The 23,420-nt window shown below is 52.0% G+C and carries 13 protein-coding genes; 9 read left to right on the forward strand and 4 right to left on the reverse strand.

The window, feature by feature from the left end; translation table 11 throughout:
• The first annotated feature begins 10 nt into the window (after positions 1-10).
• The 3 genes from C5S61_RS09840 to C5S61_RS09850 all read left to right on the forward strand — a co-directional run bounded on the left by C5S61_RS09840 (position 11) and on the right by C5S61_RS09850 (position 4,208).
• The gene (locus C5S61_RS09840) at positions 11-1,630 is read left to right on the forward strand and encodes an NADH-quinone oxidoreductase subunit N (protein WP_110514883.1); all 1,620 of its coding nucleotides are present in this window, start codon (positions 11-13) and stop codon (positions 1,628-1,630) included.
• Positions 1,631-1,821: 191 nt separating this feature from the next.
• Positions 1,822-3,741, forward strand: coding sequence for a serine/threonine-protein kinase (locus tag C5S61_RS09845; RefSeq protein WP_110514884.1), 1,920 nt, complete (start codon positions 1,822-1,824; stop codon positions 3,739-3,741).
• Complete coding sequence (locus C5S61_RS09850; protein WP_110514885.1) at positions 3,738-4,208, forward strand: hypothetical protein; 471 nt, start codon at positions 3,738-3,740, stop codon at positions 4,206-4,208. The genes C5S61_RS09845 and C5S61_RS09850 overlap by 4 nt, the downstream gene beginning before the upstream one ends.
• A gap of 470 nt (positions 4,209-4,678) precedes the next feature.
• Here C5S61_RS09850 and C5S61_RS09855 read toward each other — a convergent pair whose 3' ends face one another.
• Positions 4,679-7,111 (reverse strand): hypothetical protein, encoded by a 2,433-nt coding sequence (locus C5S61_RS09855; protein WP_110514886.1) that lies wholly within the window; start codon positions 7,109-7,111, stop codon positions 4,679-4,681.
• Positions 7,112-7,175: 64 nt separating this feature from the next.
• The gene (locus C5S61_RS09860) at positions 7,176-9,638 is read right to left on the reverse strand and encodes a penicillin acylase family protein (protein ID WP_110514887.1); all 2,463 of its coding nucleotides are present in this window, start codon (positions 9,636-9,638) and stop codon (positions 7,176-7,178) included.
• Positions 9,639-9,764: 126 nt separating this feature from the next.
• Between C5S61_RS09860 and C5S61_RS09865 the strand changes: the two genes are divergently transcribed.
• The 5 genes from C5S61_RS09865 to dnaA all read left to right on the forward strand — a co-directional run bounded on the left by C5S61_RS09865 (position 9,765) and on the right by dnaA (position 19,421).
• Positions 9,765-10,061 carry a PspC domain-containing protein gene (locus C5S61_RS09865; protein ID WP_110514888.1) on the forward strand — a complete coding sequence of 99 codons (297 nt, stop codon included), beginning with the start codon at positions 9,765-9,767 and terminating at the stop codon, positions 10,059-10,061.
• Between the two features lie 168 nt (positions 10,062-10,229).
• The gene (locus C5S61_RS09870) at positions 10,230-11,234 is read left to right on the forward strand and encodes a class I SAM-dependent methyltransferase (RefSeq protein WP_110514889.1); all 1,005 of its coding nucleotides are present in this window, start codon (positions 10,230-10,232) and stop codon (positions 11,232-11,234) included.
• A 634-nt stretch (positions 11,235-11,868) separates the two neighbouring features.
• On the forward strand, positions 11,869-17,262 hold the full coding sequence (locus C5S61_RS09875) for a beta strand repeat-containing protein (RefSeq protein ID WP_110514890.1): 5,394 nt from the start codon (positions 11,869-11,871) through the stop codon (positions 17,260-17,262).
• Between the two features lie 197 nt (positions 17,263-17,459).
• The gene (locus tag C5S61_RS09880; RefSeq protein WP_110514891.1) at positions 17,460-17,657 is read left to right on the forward strand and encodes a zinc ribbon-containing protein; all 198 of its coding nucleotides are present in this window, start codon (positions 17,460-17,462) and stop codon (positions 17,655-17,657) included.
• Positions 17,658-18,002: 345 nt separating this feature from the next.
• Positions 18,003-19,421 carry a chromosomal replication initiator protein DnaA gene (dnaA, locus tag C5S61_RS09885; RefSeq protein WP_110514892.1) on the forward strand — a complete coding sequence of 473 codons (1,419 nt, stop codon included), beginning with the start codon at positions 18,003-18,005 and terminating at the stop codon, positions 19,419-19,421.
• Positions 19,422-19,472: 51 nt separating this feature from the next.
• Here dnaA and C5S61_RS09890 read toward each other — a convergent pair whose 3' ends face one another.
• Together C5S61_RS09890 and C5S61_RS09895 are read right to left on the reverse strand one after the other, a co-directional pair.
• Positions 19,473-20,420: a M28 family peptidase gene (locus C5S61_RS09890; protein WP_110514893.1), complete on the reverse strand. Its 948-nt coding sequence runs from the start codon at positions 20,418-20,420 to the stop codon at positions 19,473-19,475.
• The gene (locus C5S61_RS09895; protein WP_110514894.1) at positions 20,417-21,616 is read right to left on the reverse strand and encodes a M20 metallopeptidase family protein; all 1,200 of its coding nucleotides are present in this window, start codon (positions 21,614-21,616) and stop codon (positions 20,417-20,419) included. Before C5S61_RS09895 ends, C5S61_RS09890 begins: the two co-directional genes overlap by 4 nt.
• A gap of 233 nt (positions 21,617-21,849) precedes the next feature.
• Here C5S61_RS09895 and C5S61_RS09900 point away from each other — a divergent pair, with 233 nt between their 5' ends.
• Positions 21,850-23,292, forward strand: coding sequence for a tetratricopeptide repeat protein (locus tag C5S61_RS09900; protein ID WP_110514895.1), 1,443 nt, complete (start codon positions 21,850-21,852; stop codon positions 23,290-23,292).
• The last annotated feature ends 128 nt before the right edge of the window (positions 23,293-23,420 follow it).

The following is a 23,420-nucleotide window of genomic DNA, read 5'->3' on the forward strand; positions in this document are numbered from 1 at the left end:
GAGGAATGACGTGAATTTTCAAATAGCTGATTTTACGCGGCTCATCCCTGAGTTCTTGATCCTGGCGATTGCAGCCTTGGTGTTGCTTGGCGATGTTCTAACGCGCTGGTCGAAGGGCAAGGAAGCCTTAGCCGAACGCACGGGCGAAGCGATTGCCATGACCTTAATGGGCTTGGGTTTAGCTTTCGTGATGGTCTTGATCCAAGGTGGCTTCTTCAATTGGGTGCAGATTGGCGATTGGAAATTCTACAATTTCAGTATTTTCCAAAATCTGCGCACCAGCGGCCTCGATGGCAGTATTCTGGGCGGGGCGTTTGTGGTCGATCCACTGACCCACATTGGGCGCTTGATCTTTATCGGCGCAGCGTTTGTGACGGTGGTTTTGACTGGCAAAGCGCGACCTTCGAATAACCCAGCCGAGTTCTATGCCTTGATCTTGTTTGCAACCCTGGGCATGATTTTCATGACCGCTGGCGGCGAATTGATCATGATTTACCTTGGCGTTGAGTTGACCAGTATTCCGCTGTATGTGTTGGCTGGTTACTTTCGCCGCGACCCTGTTAGCACCGAAGCTGGGGCCAAATACTATATCTTCGGCGCGCTTTCATCGGCAATCTTGCTGTTTGGTATGAGCTTGCTCTTGGGCTTGACCTTGATGAATGGTCAGACCATGAACGCTACTCCAACCAGTTTGAGCTCGGTGAAAACTGCAATTGAGTTGGCATTTGCTAACCCTGAAGGCCCAAGCCAAGGCGTTGCGATTCTGGGGCTGTTGTTTATTCTTGCAGGGATGGCCTACAAGGTTGCAATTGTGCCGTTCCACGCTTGGTCGCCAGACGTGTACCAAGGCGCGCCAACCTCGATGACCGCCTTTATCTCGACCGCTTCAAAAACGGCTGGCTTCTTCTTGATCTATCGCGTGCTGGTAACCGGCTTCGATGCGCCAAGCATTATGGGTACGGCAGCGATTGGTACACCCACCAGCTTTGGCGGTTGGACAAGTTTGGTTGCAATTCTGGCATCGGTTACGATGTTGGTTGGTAACTTGGCAGCTTTGCCGCAAACCAATGCCAAGCGCATGTTGGCCTATTCATCAATTGCCCAAGCTGGCTTCTTGATGTTGGGCTTGGTTGGTACGCAACGCGATAGTAGCATCTCGCTCTTGATGTACTTGATTGCCTATACCGTCACCAACTTGGTAGCCTTCGGGATCTTGGCCTTGGTCGAAGATAACGTTGGCGGCACCGACTTTAGCAATTTGAATGGCTTGGGTCGGCGTTCACCTGGGCTGGCCTTGCTCTTGACGGTTGCAATCTTGTCGTTGGCAGGGATTCCACCGCTCTCAGGCTTCTTCGTGAAGTTCTACGTCTTTATTGCCGCTTGGCAAGAAGGCGCAAAGTGGTTGGTCATCTTCGCGGTGAGCAACACCGTCATCAGCTTGTACTACTACTTGCGCTTCCTCAAGGCGGTTTATTTCGCGCCTGCGGAAACCGAAGAACCAATCAAGGTTGGTTTTGGGCCTGGCATTGTTATGACTGCCCTGACCTTGTTGATCTTTGGTTTGGGGATTGTGCCAACGTGGTTGTACGGCGTGCTTGAACAAGCAACGATTCGGATCGGTGCGCGCTAAAAGCGTAGCCTAGCTGCAAAATCGCTCGCTCGCCTTGTGCGGAGCGGGCGATTGCTTTTTAAGGGAAACATAGGCCTGCATCCAAGCGTCACTTGTGAAAGAATATTGAGTATGAGAGAGCATTTGATTCATAAACTCTTGCTATGGTGTGCTAAGATAAATCGGCGTGGTGCAAGCAATAAGAGGCGATCATGACAGACTTAACCAACACAACCTTAGGCAAATATACTCTCGGCCAACCCTTGGGGGCTGGTGGCATGGGTGCAGTCTATCGCTCCATCCATCCACAGCTTGGGCGTGCTGTAGCGATTAAAATTATCTTAGGTAATGCGACTGAAGATGCCCGCCAACGCTTTTTGCGCGAGGCCCAAGTGGCAGTGCAGCTATCGCACTCCAATATTGTGCGCGTGTTTGATGTTGATGAAGATAAAGGCATGCCCTTTATTGTGATGGAACTCATCGAAGGCCCGAGCCTCGGCGATGAGTTGCGTCAAGGTCGTATGCCCTTAGAAAAAGTTTTGAAAATTACCACCGAATTAGCCGATGCCTTGGAATATGCGCATAGCCAAGGGATTTTGCACCGCGATATTAAACCAGCGAATGTTTTAATTCGACCCAATGGCAGCGCCGTTTTGGTTGATTTGGGTTTGGCGCGCTTAGCCAATAGCGAATCGCAAGAGCATCAATTGACCCAAAGTGGCATGATTATTGGCACGCTGTCGTATATGGCTCCTGAGCAAATTCAAGCTCAGCAGCTTGATGCGCGCACCGATATTTATGCTTTGGGTGTGTTGCTGTTCCAAATGGTGACTGGGCGTTTGCCATTTGAAGGCGATACGCCGCAAATTATGTTTGGTCATGTCTATACGCAGCCACCATCGCCAAGCACCACTGGCGCGTTTTTGCCCCCAGCCCTTGATAACTTAATTATGGCAATGATGGCCAAAGCGCCGCAACAACGTCCGCCAAGCATGGCCGAAGTGGCGCGGGTTTTGCGCTCGATTATGCACAATGCAGCGACTCCTGGCGGCTATGCCAATCCTGCTGGCCCAGCGGTGGTACGCCCGCAACAGCCAATGCCAGCCAATTATGCTTCGTATCCGGGCCAAGCAAATTATAATGCTGGCCATCCGAGCCAACCAAGCTATGGAAACTACAGCAATCAGCCAAGCCAAGGCTCAGCGCATCCGAGCCAGCCAAGTTATGGCGGCATGCCACCAACTGGCAACCTGCACACTCAGCCACAACATGGCTCAATACCGCCAGCGAACCCAGTGCTGATTAGCCAGCCAGCCAAACGGGGTATCTCGCCATGGTTTTGGTTGGCCTTGTTATCGGTCTTTATCATTGGCGGCTTGGGCATCTACACGATCAATTCAGCGTTTAAAAAGCAGTCGCCCAGAAATCCAGGAGTTGTTGCCCAAATTCCTAATGTGACAGTTGCAGCGCCTGAACCAAATCCTAGGGGTAATAAGGGACCGACAATAACGCCATACAAGAAGCCTGAACCAACCGTTAAACCGGCACCTGATCCTGCCAATCAGTTCACTATTTCCAATGTTGGCAAGCGCGAAGCTGGCTCAACGACCTTGATCTATGGCATGGTTACCAACAATACTGATATAGGCAAAAGTGCGGTTAAAATCGAAGCGACCTTTTTGGCTAATGATAAAGAGGTAGAGTTCGAGACGGGCTACTCGGTTTTGGGCGTGCTTGGGCCAGGTGAACGTGCTCCATGGATTCTGGTTTTGAATGATGCTCCAGAATATCAAACCGTTAACTATGAGATTTTTGGCATGGATAATAGCTATGCTAGCCCGATAGATTATCGTGATTTGCGGGTCGATGATGTGGAAATTAAGCCCGATGGTCTGTTTTATGAAGCCACTGGCAAGATTACCAATACTGGTAAAAAGCGCACCAAAACCTTGATGATTTATCTTGTGACCTACAACGATAAAGATGAAATTCTTGGGGTAGATACCATAATGCCTGGCAATAGTAGCTTATCGCCAGATGCAACCGCACGCTTTGAAGCCAGTGTTCTGTTTAGCCCAGAGAAATATAAAATTGCTCGCCACGAGACCTTTGTTCGAGGATTAACTGAATGAAACGTGTATGGTTTGGTTTGATCTTGCTCTTTTTGGTAAGCTGTGGCGGAGCTACGCCAACCAGCGTGCCTGCCACAGCCACAACTGCCGCCACCGAAACCACCGCAGCCAGCCCTGAAGTGCTGCTGACCTTTGCCCAAACCGGTGGTATCGCTGGCATCAACGAAACTCTGACTGTTTGGAGTGATGGCAAGTTGGAGCTAGCCAGCGTTAGCGCCTCAAGCACGTTGCGCGTCGGCGATGCCACACCCGCCCAATTGAGTTCAATTCAGGCACTATTGAATGATCCTGAGTTTGCCAGCCTTGCCACCAGTTATGGCGATTTGGGCAGTTGCTGCGATATGTTTAGCTATACGCTGACCACAGGCAATACATCGATCGCCACGATTGATGGCGCTGAATATCCAGAAATTTTGGCGAATTTGTTTGGTGAATTGCAAACTCTCAAGCAATCGATTCCGCAATAAGTGCTGATTCCCTCACCCCCGACCCCCTCTCCCACGAAAACGCGGGCGAGGGGGAGCCGACCATGGTTTTGCATCCCATGGCGGTAAAAGCACAGGATTAAAGCCCCTCGCCCGCGCCACGGGAGAGGGGTTGGGGGTGAGGGGATCTTAACCCTACCCTTGTAATCCAACCCCCTTTCCCACGAAAACGCGGGCGAGGGGGAGCCGACCATGGTTTTGCCTCCCATGGCGGTAAAAGCACAGGATTAAAGCCCCTCGCCCGCGCCACGGGAGAGGGGTTGGGGGAGAGGGGATCTTAACCCTACACTTGTAATCCGACCCCCTCTCCCACGAAAACGCGGGCGAGGGGAGCCGACCATGGTTTTGCCTCCCATGGCGGTAAAAGCACAGGATTAAAGCCCCTCGCCCGCGCCACGGGAGAGGGGTTGGGGGAGAGGGGATCTTAACCCTTGCAAGGGGGTTGGTGAATCCTACCAACTCACGTTAATAGTACCCGTGGCCTTGGTTAGGCGCACTTCGAAATAGCGGCTTGGGCCAAGCGTGCGCTCATGGCCGAACGAGGCTAGGCCATTAATCGTCAGCTTGACGCTTGCAGGCGCATCGTTGGGCAAGAATAATTGCAAGGTCGTTTCTTGACCGCTGCCAGTAAAATCGAGCTGAAATCCATTGGTTTGGCGTTGCCAGCGATAGCTTACATAACCTTGCGAGGCTGCATAGCGGGCCGTAACCTGCGCTTGCTGCACTTCTGGATCGCTGATCCAACGTGGGCTAAGGATAGTGTGCTGATAGAGCGCTGCTTGATCGCTCACGCCCGCCGCGCCTTCGATGAGCGCTGCCAACATTGCGGTGCTGCCCCAACCATCGGTGGCCAGCGTCTGCGGGCCGGAAACGCCAGGGTTGCCAGCAGGGTAATACCATAAATAGCTGCCACCTTGGGCTTCGATCATTTGGGCATAACGGCGCAGAATATCAAAGCCATAGGCTGGCTGACCCCAGCGAAAGGTTCCCCGCGCCAACTCGCCGCCAACCAACGGCATCCGCCCACCATTGACATACTCGCCTGGTTGGTTGCCCCAGCCCGGGGTTGTGCCAAAACGTTCTGCAGGAAATGGCGGATCGATGCTGAACCACTCCGAGGAAAGATTGCTTGAATCGGCAACCCGCCGTTGATAATATTCGTCGATAATCGCCAAGGCGCGGTTGGCTTCCATGCCATAGCGGTTGAGCGCATACGAGTTGGAGAGCGAAAGTTGGCGCGCCTCGTCAACCTCAGGAATATCAAAGGGCTGCTCTAAAACATTGTGAATGTAGAATTTGCCGTTCCATGCAACTTGATTAAGCTGCTTGGTCAGTTGTTGCGAGCGCATGAGCCACGCGTTGGCTTGCTCGAAATTGGCTTGAGTTACTTCGAGTTTGCCAAGCAACGCCAGCGCATGGGCCATACCGGTATTATCGCCATGCATAATCCCAAAGCGGGTTTTTGCATCGATCCAATGGCGCGGTGAGCTTTTGCCATCGGGGGCAATCGTCGGCCCGCCATATTCAAAATCCCAAGTATCAATCGTATACGGGCGGCGAATCAGTTGCAGGTCGGGATTCCAGCGTAGTGGATCGCTGAGGCTGTAGTTGATGCCGCGCTGCATGGCTGGCTTTTGCTCAAGCATCCAACTGGTGTCGCCATTTGCTTGCCAAGCCTGATACACACCTTGCACAAACAGATATTCTAAATCGGCCTCAACTTCGATGCGACCTTGGACTGGCTCGCCATTGACCATCGCAAAATAATCATCAAACGCGCCATTGGCTTTTTGTTCACGCCGAAAATAATCAAGCGTGCTGGTCATATCGTGCTCAAAATAGCGATAGCCCAAGCCTTGATGCACATGGTCACGCAACCAAATCAGGTAGCTGTCGGGCGAGCGATAGCCGCGAATCGGATAGCCCTTGTATTCGTAGCTCGAAACATCGTTGCGCAGAAATTCTTCGACTTTGCTGGGCATGGTGTCGTAGGCCGCAACCCCAGTTTGAATGCTGGTGCTGGCGGTAAGTTGATAGATGCTGCTGTTGATTGCCGCTACGTTGCCTTCAATCAGCAACACGGCATAATGCTGGCCCAAGGCTCCTTGCGCTTGCAATTTGAGGCTTTGGCTTTGGCCAGTGAGGGTCAAGCTTTGGCTGGTTTCAAGCTGCCCAGCGCTATCAAAAATACGTAGGCTAGCCGGGCCAACATAATCATTAGCATCGATTTGGATTGTCAATTGCTCGAATGGTTTCAATGTTGCTTGTGGCCCGGTTAAGCTGGCGCGAATGGGGCTTGCTTGGCGCGTGCCATTCAAGAGCCAACTAGCTTGCCACTGCCCAAGCGGGCTAATTGATACATGCTGGCTGGCATGATCAAGCACGAAAAGTTGATGCTCGAAATATTGCATCGTGGCGATTTTGCCAGTTAAGGGGTTGGTTTCAGTGACGGTTTCGGTGATTGGGTTGCCAAAATATGCAGCGCCGCCATTGGCTTGCCAAACCCGCCGAAATGGCTCGCAGACCGAGCGATGGGCGCTCTTAATCCACAAACATTGGTCGGTTGGCACATGCTGACGTTGGTTTTGCCATGTGCGGCGGCTAGCTTGAAACAGATCAAGCCCAAGTTTGGCGGGCACAACTTGGTTGTTGACCAAATGCAGGCGCTGGTGCTCAAAATATTGCACTAACTGCCCATCAAACCATATTGCCTCGCTGATCGGCTGACCAATTAATGCTGCTCCGCCGTTATCCTGCCAATAGCGTTGAAACTCGGCCTGCACTTGGTAGCTCGTCGTTTGTGCGTGCGCACGCTTGACGTTTGGGCTTGGCACGAGGCTCAATCCAATTAATAAACATCCCAACCAACAAAAAACTCGGCTCATCATACCTTCCGTAGCTTGATTGGCGGGCTACTGGGTGTTGCTGCCAGTAGCCCGAATTAATGCTCTAAGGTTGTAATTGTAACATTTCCACTTCGCCACTGTTGACCGCCGAGCGACCATAAAGCATCGGAATGTACTCGACTTTCTGCCAGCGTTCAAGCAAATCGTCGTAGTGCGGCGAGAGAAAATGGCCTGCTTGGCCTGGCGCGTTGATCATGCGGCTGTTGGCAAAATCGCCCAAATCGATAATATGGCGATAAATTGGCCCACGATCTTGATCAAACGGCGCATCATCGGCAATATGCCCAACATTGACGGTGCTGCCATCGCCTTGGCTCTCGATCACTTTGCTGAAAAAGCCGCGCAACGGCACAATCGCATCCAGTGGATTGTGCGGAAATAAGGCAAGGTGCAATCCGCCCCAGCGCCATTGATCCATCGGCGTATTTTTCATGCGGAAACTCAAATCTTTGAGTGCCACATCGAGCGCTTGGGTCACCATCGCATTACAGTTTTCGGTTGTGCCAGTGGTTGTCACGTCGTCGCACCAAGGGTTGTTGGGGTCTTGCAGCATAGCCGGAATTGCCAGATCGATCAGTTGGCGACGTTGGCCATAGCTTTCGAGCAAGGTTTCGCCCAATTCATCACCAACAATTGGCACGGTTAAATAGAAGGCCCAAGCCTGAAAAATACTGGCCGCAGGTTGATCGCCAGCGGTGCTGTAGTTCCAGTTTTGCAGCATGGCGATTGCTTGGCGTTGCTGATCAGTGGTTGGTTGCACCAACTTCAGCAACACAGGCAAAAATTCTTCTGCATAGCTCGAATGCACATCAGCCTGAATCGCTGCCATATCGTCCATGGTTAAGGTTGGTTTGGCTTCGATCATGCTAGTAATCCGTTCGGCGCGAAATGGCGTGGCCCACTCGTGGCTGAGAAAATACGGATAACTATCGGCCACCACTTTGTTGTTGGCGGTCGCAATATAGCCTTGGGGCGGGTTGTAGCTTTGGGGCAAATCCTCAAACGGAATAAAACCAGTCCATTCGTAATCGCCCGACGCGCCATCTGCTGGCAACGTGCCATCGCCCTTGGCGCGAATTGGGATGTTGCCAGGTGCGATGTAGCCGATATTGCCATCGACATCAGCAAAAACAAAATTTTGCACTGGCGCAACATAACTGGCCAAGCCAGCCCGAAATTCTTGCCAATTTTGAGCTTTGTTAATCGCAATATACGCGTTGAGCGTGCTATCTGTCTCATCAAGCGCTGTCCAGCGGAAGGCCAAGGCCTCGCGTTGTGGTGCGTCGGGGTCATCGGCGTTATTGGCATTCAGCGCATCAGAAATCAATGGCCCATGGCGACTGACCCGAATCGTGAGCGGCAAGAGGCCTTTATCTTTAACTCGAATTGTGTCACTGATGATCGTCAATGGCTCGTAATTGCCCTTGAACATGGCTTTCGTGCCAGATGGATCGAGGGTTTCGCGATACAGGTCTTGCACATCGGGGCCAGTATTGGTCACGCCCCAGGCGATGCGTTGGTTGTGGCCAACAATCACGCCTGGTAAGCCGGGAATTGTCGCGCCAACTGAGTGCAAATCGCCGCCTTCAAGCTCGGCCATATACCAAATTGAGGGTGTGCGAAAGCTCAAATGCGGGTCGTCGGCTAATAATGGTTTGCCAGTGGTAGATTTGCTTGGGCCAATCACCCAATTGTTCGAGCCAACCCCAGCAATATTGCCGCCGCCAATGCCCAGCCCTTGCTCAACCCGCCGACTGAGCGCCAAGAGTTGTTGTGCTTGGCCGCCAACGGGGTTTGGCAAAATCAGCGGGCCGGTGCTTGGGTAATGGGGCAAGAGGTCTTTGGTTTTTTCGCTGCCAAGTTTGGCCATCAATTCCATGGTCATTAATTCGGTCGAATAATTACCGCCCAAATCCCACGACATCATCTTGGCCCAACCCAGCACATCAGCGCCAACCCATGGCTCTGGTTCGACTCCAATCAGGGTAAATTCTGGCGAAAGCTGGCTGCCGCTATGCTCAGCCAAAAAGCCGTTGATCCCGCTGACATAGCTATCAATCACTGCTTTGGCGGTTGGATCGAGGTTGGCGTAGGCGCTTTCGGCGGCGCGATATACGCCGAGGGTGCGTAAAAAGCGGTCGGTTTCAACCGTGGTTTCGCCCAAGGCTTCCGAAAGTGTGCCGCGAGCAATCCGACGTTGAAACTCCATCTGCCAGAGGCGATCTTGGGCGTGCACATAGCCCAAGGCCATCAGGGCATCGGATTCAGTTTTGGCATAAATATGCGGCACGCCGTTGCTATCGCGCAGCACATCGACTGGCGCACTCAAGCCAGCGAGGGTTAATGTGCCTTCGGTAGTTGGCAACGAACGGCGCAAATAGAGATAGCCACCGCCACTGGCCAATAGAATGATGAGCACAACAATTAACAAAAAGCGCGAAAAGAGAATTAACCAACGCTGAAAGGGTGGACGATCGCGTAATGAGCGTTTGGCTGGTGCTGCCACGAGCTGACTCCTTTGTCCAAGCTGAAACCTTTTACGATAATCCTGCGTCTTACTGCCACGCAAGTTCGTCAGATAGATTGAAATAGTATAAAATTAAACAGTTCGTGTGTGTTTAGGAGCGATAGAATGTCAAATCAATCACGTCCATTGGTTCGTCCGACAGAAGGTCGTGTTATGGCTGGGGTTTGTGCTGGGCTGGCTCGCTATTTCGGCATCGATCCAACCATTGTACGGGTTGCTTTGGTCATTTTCACTCTCTTCGGCGGCTCAGGGATTTTAGCCTACTTAATTGGTTGGGCGGTTATGCCTGATTATACTGGCAGACGGGCTGGTGCTCCAATTATCATTGCCTTGTTGCTCTTCGGCATTCCTTTTATGTGTTTCTTGATTTCGTTGCCATTCACACTCTTGTTTGGCAACTAAAACTCGATTGTTTCGCTGGCGCAGTTTGAACAACTGCGCCTTTTTTTATTTAACAATTGCTCCTTTTTGCCCAATTATTGCCAGTTTGGCATGGTTTTGATCGTTATTGGCGATTTCGGTTAAAATAGCATAATGCTAATGATGTGTTGGCAACGATAAGGATGAAGTATGCCAGTCGTGAACTTGACTGATCGAATAGAGCGGGCGATTGTTGCTCGCGAGAGTTTGTTTGACGAACGCCATCAAGCAGGCTTGCGCTTGTTCAATGGATTTCTTGAAGGCGAACCCAAAATTGTGATTGATGTATATGCCACGACTGCGGTTGTGCATAACTACGCTGAGCCTGCCAAGGCTGGCGAGGCCTTGGTTGAGCAAGTGGTGGCTTGGTTGCCAACTCGCTTGCCATGGCTCGAATCGATTTTGGTGAAAACCCGTAATACCGATGATGAAACCGCCCAAAACGGGGTGTTGCGCTATGGCGAAAAGCTGGCAACCCGCGTGCGCGAGCATGGGGTTTGGTACGCGCTTGATCTGACGATGAACCGCGATTCAAGCCTCTACTTGGATACGCGTAATTTGCGCGAGTGGATTTTGGCCAACGTGGCCGATAAAACCGTGCTCAACACCTTTGCCTACACTGGCAGTTTGGGCGTGGCCGCCGTTGCGGCAGGCGCAAAACGCGTTGTACAAACCGACCGCAATCGGCGCTTTTTGAATGTTGCCAAAACCTCGCATACCTTGAACGGCTTTCCAATTAACAAGCCCGATTTTCAAACTGAAGACTTTTGGCTCCAAATCAACAAGTTTAAGCGCAAAGAAGAGTTGTTCGATTGTGTGATCGTTGATCCGCCGATGTTTGCCGCTACTGACCATGGCGTTGTCGATTTAGCCCAAAATTATACCAAGGTGCTGAATCGGGTGCGGCCACTGATGGAGCACAACGGCACGATTATCGCCATCAATAATGCCCTGTTTTTGAGTGGCGCTGAATATATTGAACTGCTCGAAAAAATTTGTGCCGATGGCTATGTCACGATTGATCAGTTTATTGATATTGGCCAAGATTTCACGGGCTATCCTGATACCCGCGTTGGCAAGCCAGTGACGAATCCTGCGCCGTTCAATCATTCGACCAAAATTGCGATTTTGAGAACGCGCCGCCGAGGATTTTAAGCCAATTCAAAGGGCAAAAATCAAAAGTCAAAAAAGTAGGTTTTAACTAACGCAGCGGAATGATGGCTATAGCCAATAGCCTTCTTCCTCTGCGCCTCTGCGCTAAAGAATTGATCCACGAAGGACACGAAGGGCACGAAACCGCGAAGGTTAAGTTTTTTTGCCACAGATTGCACAGATTTTTTTGATTAGATTCTTACTAGACCCAAAGCCAATAGCCCCTAGCCATCATTCCTCTGCGCCTCTGCGTTAAAACATTGCTCCACGAATGATTTTTTTGCCACCGATTGACCCAAATTCCATTGATTCATTCCCCTATAGCCCAAAGCCAATAGCCAACAGCCCATAGCCCTAATTATGAAAATACATTAATTGGTTAAAATTGGAACCGCTATTGATCGCAATTTTAATAAATTTTTCCCTAGCAATTGCTATAACCTTGGCATATAATCGCCATGCACTTCAGTAGTACCTTAGTCATAACTTACTGCTCCGCTGCGTACTAACGAGCGGCATAGGTTGGTGATGGCGTTAAGCTCGGCTGAAGCTGTGCTGATCGTCTCCACTTAATTGGCCTCAAGAGTAATGATGCTCGGCGCAGGGTTGCTCTTCGAGAGTCTAGTACGAGGTTTGTATGCTCCAATCCCCTGATCAAGGGCGAACTTTGCAGCAGCGGGTTCGTCGTCGTGCATTGGTGCTTAATTTGGCACTTTTGTTGGCATTATTTGTGGTTCCACTTCAACCAACAGCAGCACGCATTGCAGCACCACAGCTTCCTGAAGCCCGTTCTGCCAGCGCGCCGACTGCGGTTTGTACGGTTACCAACACCAGCGATGCAGCATCGCCGCCAGTTGGTTCGTTGCGCGCAGCCTTGGCCAACGCAACCTGTTCGCCAATTGTGTTTGATGCAAGTTTGGCGGGCCAAACGATCACATTAACTGCTGAATTGAGCGTTGCGCGGGTGGTCGTGATCGATGGGGCCGCCGCGCCTGGCTTGAAAATCGATGGCAACAATAGCGTGCGCTTGTTCAATGTCACGGCAACGACCGCCAATCTTGCAATCTACAATTTGACCTTGCAACGTGGTAAAGCCCCAAATACGGGCATTGCCAATGGTGGCGCTGTGCTCAACCAAGGTGGCACGGTTGTGATCAGCAATACTGCTGTGCTTTCCAATACTGCTGGTACGAGCGGTAACGGCGGCGCATTACGTAACCAACGCACCAGCGGGGTTGCTGGCGTGCTGCGGGTTTACAATAGCGTGATTATGGGTAATACTGCGCCCGCCAATGGTGGCGCATTCAGCACTAGCGGCAGTATCACCACGATCGTCAATAGCGCTGTGTTGAGCAATACCGTCACCAGCACTTCTGGTGGCATAACCAGCGGCTCAGGTTTGGGTGCTGGGATTCACCACGTAAATATTCAAAATCCCCCAGCCAACTTGACTACAGCAATTACCAATACCACGATTGCCTACAACCGAGGCAAGGCTGGCGCGGCAATTTACAACGATAACAATGGCATAATTGATGTCTACTACAGCACGATTGCCTACAATGCAGCCTCGAATAGCAGTGGCTCGATTGTTGGTGGGGTCGTCAACGGGGTTACCACTGCTGGTCAGCCAGGTTTACGGCTTAGTTTGTACAACACGATTGTGGCCAACAATACCCAACGCGCTGCCAACACAGCCTTGACCAGCGCCGATGTTGGGGTTGGCACTGGCCAAACCATCACTTCAAATGGCTATAACTTGATTGAAACTGTGCCAAGCGGCGCAGTATTTAGCGGCTCAACCGCCAGCAATATTACTGGCCAAGACCCAGCGCTTGGTGAGGTTCAAAACAATGGCGGCGGCACGCCAACCGCTGCTGTGTTGCAAAATAGCCCAGCCTATAACGCTGGCGACCCAGCCCCAATTGGCTTGCCAGCCACCGACCAACGCGGGCCTGGCTTTGTGCGCGTGCGCGAAGGTCGCTTGGATATTGGCGCATTTGAAGCCAGTAACAGCGTGCAAACCTCGCCAATTTTGGTCAGCACCAACCTCGATACCAATGATGGGGCGTGTACGACCTTCAATTGTTCGCTACGCGAAGCCATTACATTGGCCAACACCACGCCTCAAACCGATACGATTCGCTTTAATCTGCTTGGCAGCGGCGTGCGCACTATCTCGCCAACCGCAGCTTTGCCAACAATCACTGCTCCAGTGATTCTCGATGGCTTGAGCCAAGCTGGCGCTGCCTGCAACGCTCCGGTGATCGAATTAAACGGCTCGTTGGCGGGCGCAAATGCCAATGGCCTCGATGTAACTGGCGGCAATAGCCTTATTCGTGGCTTGGTGATCAATCGCTTTGCTGGCAACGGCGTACGTTTGGCAACCCTTGGCCGCAACACGCTTGAATGTACTTTCATCGGCACTGATCCTTCGGGCACGGTCGATGCTGGCAATACGTTGTCGGGCGTGCGGGTCGAATCTGCCAATAACCTGATTGGCGGCAGCAGCGGCTCGAATGCGCGCAACTTAATTTCTGGCAATGATGGCGATGGGATTACGCTGGTTGCTGGAGCCAACACCACAACTATTCAAAATAATTACATTGGCACCAGCTTGAATAGCAATGCAGCGCTTGGCAATAGCAAGAGCGGCGTGCGCATCGGTAGCGATAACAATCAAGTTGGCGGCACATTTGGTACACTGGGCAACATTATTTCTGGCAACGTCGAACATGGCGTGCTGGTGAACGTTACCTCAGCGCCATTGGGCAACCGCATTCAAGGTAACTTTATTGGCACTAACATTGGTGCAACTCTCGATATTGGCAATAGCCAACGTGGGGTCTTTATCGATCGCAGCGCCAATACCTTGGTTGGCGGTACAACCGCTGAACGCAACGTGATCTCTGGCAACAACAGCGATGGCGTAGCAATTATCGAGGCTGGCGCAACCAACAATAAAATTTCTGGCAACTACATCGGCACCAACAATGGCGGTGGCTCGGCCTTGGGCAATAGCTCGGCTGGGGTTTATATCTTCAATGTTGGCGGCAATACGATTGGTGGCCCAACCACCGCCGAACGCAACGTGATCTCAGCTAATAGCAACGGGATTGTGATTGGCGGCGGCTCGGCGATTGGCAATATCATCAAGGGCAACTACATTGGTACAACCTTGAATGGTAATGCTGCGCTGGGCAACGTCAGCGATGGTATCAAGCTCGACGGCGCGCGCAATACTCAAATTGGTGGCCTAACCATCGGCGAGCGCAACGTCATTTCCGGCAACGGCAATAACGGGATCAACATCTTTACTGCAAGTTCGGCAGCGAATGTGATTCAAGGGAATTACATTGGTACGAACGCCTTTGTTGCGCCTGCTAGCCCAACTGGGGTCGCCAACCAATTCAACGGCGTGCGGGTGGCTGCTGGCACCACCACAACCATCGGTGGCTCGGCCCAAGGCGCTGGCAACGTGATTGCCTTCAACGCCAAGAATGGCGTGCTGATTACCCAAGGCGCGGCAGTGGCCACGACCCAACGGATTCAGCGCAACAGCATCTTTAGCAACAATCGTTTGGGCATTGACCTTGGCCCCGATAATAATGCTAATGGCGATGGTGTAACCGCCAACGATACCAACGACAGCGATACTGGGCCAAACAATTTGCTCAACTATCCAATTGTTGAATCGACCAGCTCTGGTGGTGGTTTGACCCAAATTATTGGCTCGTATATTGGCGCACCAAATGCAGCCTTGACTCTCGATTTCTATGGCCAAGGCGCGTGCGACCCAAGCAACTTTGGCGAAGGTCAAACCTACATCGGTTCATATGCAATCAACACTGGGGCAACTGGCGCAATTTCCTACACCGCCAATTTGACCACAACCGTGGCTTTGGGCCAACGGGTGACCGCAACGGCGGTTGATGCCAGCGGCAACACCTCGGAATTCTCGCGCTGTTCGTCGGTTGGCAACTTGCCAAGCGTCAGCGTCAACGATGTAAGTGTGGTCGAAGGCAATAGCGGCACGACCAACTTGAACTTTACCCTGAGTTTATCGGCGGTCAGTGCTAGCCCAGTCGTTGTCAGTTATGTAACCGCTGATGATACGGCGATTGCTCCAGCAGACTACACCGCCGCCAGCACTACTGCCACGATTCCAGCCAATAGCTTGAGCGTGCCAGTGACGATTGAAGTTCATGGCGATAGCCAATTTGAACTCAACGAACGCTTCTTTATCAATTTGTTGAGCGCCACCAATGCGGCAATTGGCGATGGCCAAGGCATTGGCTCAATCACTAACGACGATAGCGCGCCAACAATCAGCGTGAATGCTGCTAGCGCTAATGAAGGCAGCGGCACACCTGGCCAAATTACCGTGCCAGTTACGCTTTCGAATGCCAGCTATTTGCCAATTAGCGTTGAATTTGTGACCACCGATGGCACGGCGAGCACTCCCAGCGACTACACCACAATCACTGGCACGCTCAATTTCGCCCCAGGCGAAACCAGCAAAACCATCAATATTGCCGTCGTTGGCGATTTGATCGACGAGCCAAACGAAACGATCAATGTGGCGCTGAGCAACGCAGTTAACACGACGATTAGCAATGATGAAGCGATTGCCACGATTCTCGACGACGATGCAACGCCAATCATCACGGTGGCCAATGGCGAAGTGAGCGAAGGCAACAGCGGCAGCGTAACCGTGACCCTCAACGTGAGCCTGAGCAACCCAAGCAGCAGCGTGATTACGGTTGATTATGCAACGGTCGCTGGCTCTGCAACTGCCAATGTTGATTTCACAACCAGCAATGGCTCGCTGAGCTTTGCCCCAGGCGAAACCAGCAAAACTATTGATGTACAAGTGCTTGGCGATCTGCTCGACGAAACCGATGAATCGTTCACTGTTGAGTTGAGCAACCCAAGCAATGCCACAGCTGGCAGTGCTGGTACGGTCGTGATTCTCGATGATGATACGGCTCCGTTGCTCAGCCTTGCTGCTGCGACTGTCACCGAAGGCAATACAGGCACCAAGCCTTTGACCGTTACTGCGACGCTCTCGGCAGTTAGCAGCCAAATCGTAACCGTGCATTACGCCACCTTCGACAACACCGCAACCGCTGGCAGCGACTATACCGCCATCAGCGGAACCTTGACGATTCCCGCAGGTCAGTTGAGCCAAAACGTCTTTGTCAACGTCAATGGCGATCTGATCGACGAAAGCAACGAAACCTTTACCATCACTGCCAGCAATCCACAAAATGCGAGCCTTGGCGTGGCCGATGCACTGGCAACGATTATCGACGACGATGGTGCGCCAACGATCAACGCCAACGCTATCAGCGTCACCGAAGGCGATGCCAACAGCGTTAATGCAACCTTCAATGTCAGCCTTTCCAACCCGAGCGCTACTGCTGTAACCGTCAATTATTCAACTTTGGCGGGCACGGCTTTGGATGGCAATGACTTTACGTCAACCGCTGGCACGCTCAGTTTTGCACCAGGCGAACTGACCAAAACGGTAACCGTCGTCGTGCTTGGCGATCTTTTGGATGAGGCCGACGAAACCTTTACCCTCGTGCTCAGTAGCGCAACTGGCGGCGCAACCCTCGGCACTGCTGGCGCGGCCACAATTGTTGATAATGATCCAACGCCAAGCGTGGCTTTGAGCGGCCTCAACAGCGTGATTGAAGGATCTGGAATTACCACAACCGTGCAATTCACCGTGACGCTTTCGACGGCCAGCGGTCGGGCAAGCAGTGTGCAATTAGCCACAACTGCGGGCACTGCCAGCGCAGGCAGCGACTATGTTAGCCAAAACCTGACCCTCAACTTTGCTGCTGGCGAAACCCAAAAAGTGGTCAGCATCAGCATTGTTGGCGATCGGGTGAAGGAACCAAACGAAACCTTTAGCGTTGGCTTGAGCAATCCAACCAACCTCACGCTTGGCACTGCCAGCATCGAAGTAACGATTGTCGACGACGATGAATGGCTGGTTTACTTGCCATACGTCGTGAAGTAGGCAAATTTAGGTTTACCCCAACCCCTCGCTCGGATTACGGGCGAGGGGCTTTTTTTATGCTTAAGCGTGCTACTGCGATACCAAATCCAAAACACCAAATTACAAATGTCCTTGATTTGTCATCTTCAAGGGTCGCCTTGTGGCTGGTGGCTAGCTATAGTGAAAAGCAGCAACCCATATGCCGAAGGAGGCATTCAATGAAGATGATCAAAACAGGCCGCTACGAAGATGTCAGCGATTTCTCGACCGAGGCCTTGGTCTGCAAAAAATGCAATCATGAAATGCAAATCTCAGGCCCAATGCCGCATAACGCCAAATGCCATGCCTGTGGCTCAACCAACCTTGTGCGCCGCAATAATCCCAATCGCAGCAAAAATGATCAACGCGCTGCCTAAACGACCATGATCAACGGAGACTGTAAAGTCTCCGTTTTTAGGCTGTTTTCCACAGCGTTCCACTGCTTATCAACATGCTATTCACGAGCGTTGTAGACAGTAAATAGCCCATTCTAATCAGCAGAATGCGCATGTTATTCTAGTGCTAGATCTGGTTTTCCACATATCCACAAATTTGCTTATCCACACCCTGTTGGCAGCAGCCATGCGAGTTTGCCAAGAAACGCTACTATCCGCTATCATGCAAGCTACATTTATGCCTACATCGATACGATTTACTCTCCTGTGGGCTGATGAACTCAACGGCGAGTTGGACGACCCACCAGCACAGAGGAGCTTTTAATTTTGGATACAAAACAGATTTGGTTGACAACCCTCGGGACTTTGCAAAACCAAATACTTCGTTACGATTATGATACGTGGCTCAAAACTACAGCCTTGGTTTCGGTTGCCAACGATTTAGCCGTGATTGGCGCGCCGAATGTTACCACCAAGCAGGTGATCGAAGATCGTTTTATGAGTGTGTTGCGCCGCGCTTTGGGCGAGGTTTTGGGCTATCAAGTGAATGTGCGGGTGATTATCAGCAGTGCACCTGCTGCGCCAAGCGAGCCTGCCACGCCCACGCCAGCCGAACCCAGCCAAGCAGCAGAGGTGGTCGAGCCAAGTTTTGCCAGTTTCAACCAACCTGCGCCAATGCTCAACCAATTGCCCTTGGGCGATCCCAATCGCTCATCGGTGCTGAACCCACGCTATACCTTCTCGTCGTTTATTGTTGGTAGCTCCAACCGTTTGGCCCATGCCGCTTGTATGGCGGTGGCCGAACACCCGGCCCAAGCCTATAACCCGCTTTTTTTGTATGGCGGTGTTGGGTTGGGCAAAACCCACTTGTTGCAGGCAATTGGCAACTATGCCTTGGATCGCAATCCAGAAGTGAATGTGCTCTATGTGTCGTCGGAGAAATTCACCAACGATTTGATCAACGCCATTCGCCGCCAGCAAACCGAAGAGTTTCGCATTCGCTATCGCAATATCGATATTTTGCTAATCGACGATATTCAATTTATCGCTGGCAAAGAAGGTACGCAAGAAGAATTTTTTCATACCTTCAACACCTTGCATGGCGCTGGCAAGCAAATCGTGCTCAGCTCCGATCGCCCGCCAAAAGCGATTTTGACCCTCGAAGAACGCTTACGCTCGCGCTTTGAATGGGGCTTGATTGTCGATGTGCAAAACCCTGATCTGGAAACGCGGACGGCAATTTTGCGTGCCAAAGGCGAAACCTTGCAAGTGCCAGTTTCATCCGATGTAATCGACTTCTTGGCCCAGCGCATTCAAAGCAATATTCGTGAGCTTGAAGGCTGTTTGAATCGGGTGATTGCCTATGCCAATCTTAATCGTACGCCAGTGACGGTTGAGGTTGCTTCCGCTGCCTTGGCCGATTTGCTCGATACCAGTCGGCGCAAACGGGTCACATCTGATGATATTTTTCGCGAAGTTTCGCAACATTATGGCATCGATCAACGAGCGATTCGCGGGCGTGGCCGCTCGCGCAACGTCGTATTGCCGCGCCAAGTTGTAATGTATTTGCTGCGCGAAGAGACCGATGCTTCGCTGGTGGAAATTGGCGAATTGCTCGGCGGTCGCGACCACACCACCGTCATGCATGGCTACAACAAAATCAACGACGAACTCAACAGCGATGCACGCTTGCGCAACGACATAACCTCACTGCGCCAACGGCTCTACGGCGAAAACGCCCGTTAAATACACACAGGCCACGGTCGAGCAACCGTGGCCTGCATTGTTTAATCGTGGTTAATTTTTGGTTAGCCACTCTTCAAGTGTGCGCCCAACTGCTTCTAGGGCCGTAGCGCTGAGTTTATCGATTGTGTCATTGGTGGTGTGCCAATGTGGGTAATCAAAATCGATCAGGTCGGCAGCGCTAAAGCCCATTTGCAAGAAGGCCGTGTGATCATCAAGCACATGGTGTTTGGTTTCTGAAATGAACGTGGTATAGCCCAAATCTGCTGCTTGTTGCCAAATTTCGGCCCGCAAGGCTGGCGTAGAGCTTTGCTCAAGGTAAATTTGTTGGTCTGCATCGCCAATCATATCGACAATCACCACGGCTTTGGGTTCAGTTTCGAGCTTGGGGGCAAGGTCAATTGAGCCAAGCGTCCAGCCCCACTCGCCAATTGTGCCATTATCCTCAGCATCGAAAAATACTAGCCAAACTTCCTCATTCAGGCGTTCTGGCTTGAGCACACGCGCCAATTCAAGCAGCACCGCAACCCCGCTGGCTCCGTCATTGGCTGCTGGCACTGGCTGCATACGCTTATTGGGGTCGGGATCATTATCGGCGTAGCGGCGGGCATCGTAGTGCGCGCCAAGCAACACCAACGGCCCCGTTCCGCGTTTGGCAATAATGTTGCGGCCTTTTTTATTTTCGGGCACGTTGAAAAATTGCTCTTCAACGTCCCAGCCATATTCAAGCAAGGTTTGGATAATCCAATCGCCGTTGGCTTGCCAGCCAGGCGTGCCAGTGTCGCGGGGAATCCATTGCATTTGCACTTTGGCAAATTCCATCGCATTGGCCCTGTTGAACTGTGGGCTATCGCTCACACTTGGCTTGGGCAAGGGCACAATCGTTGGCGCGACAGTTTGAACTGGATAGGCTACTGGCGTGCTGGCGGTTGCGCCACAGCCAGCCAAACTCATGATCATGCCAATTTGAAATAAGCGTTGCAGCCAAACGCGCTGTCTCATTGGTTGCCCCCATTGAGATAGCGGGTGGTAGCTTCACATAAAATTGCTACACCCAAGGGCAAAACTCCTTCATCGAAGCTAAATGCTGGGTGATGATGGGGATGCGCGCCCAATTCTCGCTCCAAGGTTTGGCCACCCAAGAAGAAATAGCAGCCAGGCACTTCATTCAACAACACCGACATATCTTCTGAACCCATGGTGCGCTCGCTGTCGCCGACATTTTCAGCGCCTAAAATTGCTTCGGCTGCACCGCGCACCAAGGCTGTGGCGGCAGGATCGCAGATCGTCGCTGGGCACATTTCATCGTATTTGAGAACGGCGGTTGCGCCAAAAGTTGCGGCTACGCCTTGGACGACTTCGTGCACCCGTTGCTTCAAACGCTCGCGAGCTTCGGGATCGTAGCTGCGAATCGTGCCCGTCAGGGTGGCGTTGTGGGCGATGATATTGTGGGCTGTGCCTGCTTGAACCGAGCCAACCGACAACACTGCTGGTTGTTCAGGGTGAATATTGCGGCTGACGATTGAGTGCAAGGCGACGACCATATGCGAAGCGACTAACACCGAATCGATAGTGGTTTCTGGCTGTGCGCCGTGGCCGCCCTTGCCGGTAATTTCCAGATTAAACGTATCAGCAGAAGCCATAATTGGCCCAGAACGCACATTGGCAGTGCCCAAGGGCATCGGTGCCCAAATATGCAGGCCCAGCGAAATATCAGGCCGTGGATTTTCCATCGCGCCAGCCTCGACCATCTTTTGCGCACCGCCGCCGCCTTCTTCTGCTGGCTGGAACAGCAATTTGATGCCGCCATTGCCGAGCGCTTCGCGGTTTTGCATCAAGGCTGCGGCAACACCCAAGCCGATTGCAACGTGGCCATCGTGGCCGCAGGCATGCATTTTGCCATCGATGGTTGAGCGATAATCAACATCGTTTTGCTCGTGAATTGGCAACGCATCCATATCGAAGCGCAACATGGCCAATTTGCCGCCTGGCTGTGCTGGAATCACGCCTAAAACGCCAGTTGTGGCCAGCCCTTCGGTTACCTCGTAGCCCAACTCACGCAAGCGATCGGCCACAATTTTGGCAGTGCGAAATTCCTCGAAGCCAAGTTCAGGGTGCTGGTGTAAATCACGCCGATCAGTGATCAATTGCTCCACCAAAGTGTGGGCAACATAGCGAAAATCTGGACGACTAGCCATAGACAACTCCTTCATGCTGAGCTTGGGTGAAAAGACCACTACCGTCATGCTACACAGATTTTGATCTTTGACAAAACCCTTAGTTTACCAAAAATCACCCATAACGCTGAAGAATAGGCTTTGCCCGCATCTAAGGCGTGTGATACAATAACGCCCAATACCGTTGTATCCCTCTCTTATGGCACAAATTGTGCGCTAGTGCCTGGAACAATACGTGCAGGCAAGGAGACCGCATGGCAGACAAAGAGAGCATCCTGCAGCTCGGTATCGAAGCTGCGCGTGCGGGTGACAAAGAAGAGGCGCGGAAACTTTTCCGTTTGCTGACCCGCGAGACTCCATCCGACCCCCAAGCATGGCTGTGGTTGGCTGGTGTTGCCGAGGATCGCGAAGAAAAGCGTGCTGCGCTGGAGAAAGTCACCGAACTCGATCCGTCGAATGAATTGGCCCGTCAAGGTTTAGAGGCGCTTGGTGGCCCAACGGCTAAGCCTGCTGTTCAAACACCGCCGCCTGCTCCAGAACCTGCACCAGTTTTTGTGGAGCCAGCAACCACTACCGCATTAGATGATTTTGATGTCGATTGGGGGCAACCAAGCCCACGTGCCGTTGAGCCAACTCCTGCACCTGCTGCCAAAGCAGAACCTGCCCGAACCCGCGAACTAACACCAGATGAAGAATTTGCCATGTCGTTGGATTCGCTGGGCAGCTATTCAAACGCCATGAGCGATCGCCAAAAGAGTGGCAACGATTCATCGGTCGATTTCGATATTCCAGATTTTGGCGATGATCTCGACCTCGATGCCTACATGAACCGCGAACGGGTCGATGTTTCGCAAATTGAAGTTAAGCCCGAAGAAGCTAAAAAACCAATTCGGCGTTCACCAACCTTGTCGGCGGCAACTGCAGAAAGCAATAACGTTACGCCACGCGGCGGCAAACGCAAAACCAACCAAGGCAATAGCGCCCTAATCCGTGCTGTAGTTGGGATAGTGCTGTTGCTCTTGTTGGGCTTCTTGGCTTGGAAGTTCATTTTCTCAGGCGATCCTGAGCCAGTTTCCAATTTGAATACACCACAGCCAACAACGATTGGCGGCGGTGTAACCGAACCAATTACGCCAACGGTTGATCTGGCCTTGGCAACCCCAATCGTTGAGCCAACGATTGATTCAAACGTGCCACAACCAACCGCTGTACCACCAATCGTTGATCCCAATACCTTCCCAGTCGATCAACAATTGGGCAGCGCTCAACCAGCCTTATTGCCTTCCGATGGCACGATTCCATTGAATGTTGATGCTTGGTTCTTCAACTATGCTGGCGGCAATTTAGTTGCTGATGGCAATGCAATTAACCTGCAACCGCAAGGCCGTTGGATTGCAGTGCGCTTGTTGATGGCTGATACCAATGGTGGTCGCACCATTCCTGCAGATTTGGTTGTATTGAAAGATGCGCAAGGCCGTGTGTATCGCGCCAATCTTGACGCTTCCGAAGCTGTAACCAATGTCTACCCCGATTTTGTTAATCGTGGCTTCCCATACATCAACCAAAAACAAACCGCGCCAGGTGGCAACTTTACCACGGCGTTAGTGTTTGATGTGGCTCCTGATGCAACTGATTTGGTGCTGTTCAGCCCACAATACCTCGATCAAGGCTACTATGTGCGGGCTAACTCGCAATAAGTAAACCTAATCAAGCAGCGGTGCAAAGCGGTCTTTCGAGTTTCGAAAGGCCGCTTTTGGTTGTGCGCGGCAGGCAAGGGCTGTGCTATCATAGCTCGTAGCAAAACCATCAGCACAAAAGGAAGGTT

The sequence above is a fragment of the Herpetosiphon llansteffanensis genome (assembly GCF_003205875.1).
Taxonomy (GTDB): domain Bacteria; phylum Chloroflexota; class Chloroflexia; order Chloroflexales; family Herpetosiphonaceae; genus Herpetosiphon; species Herpetosiphon llansteffanensis.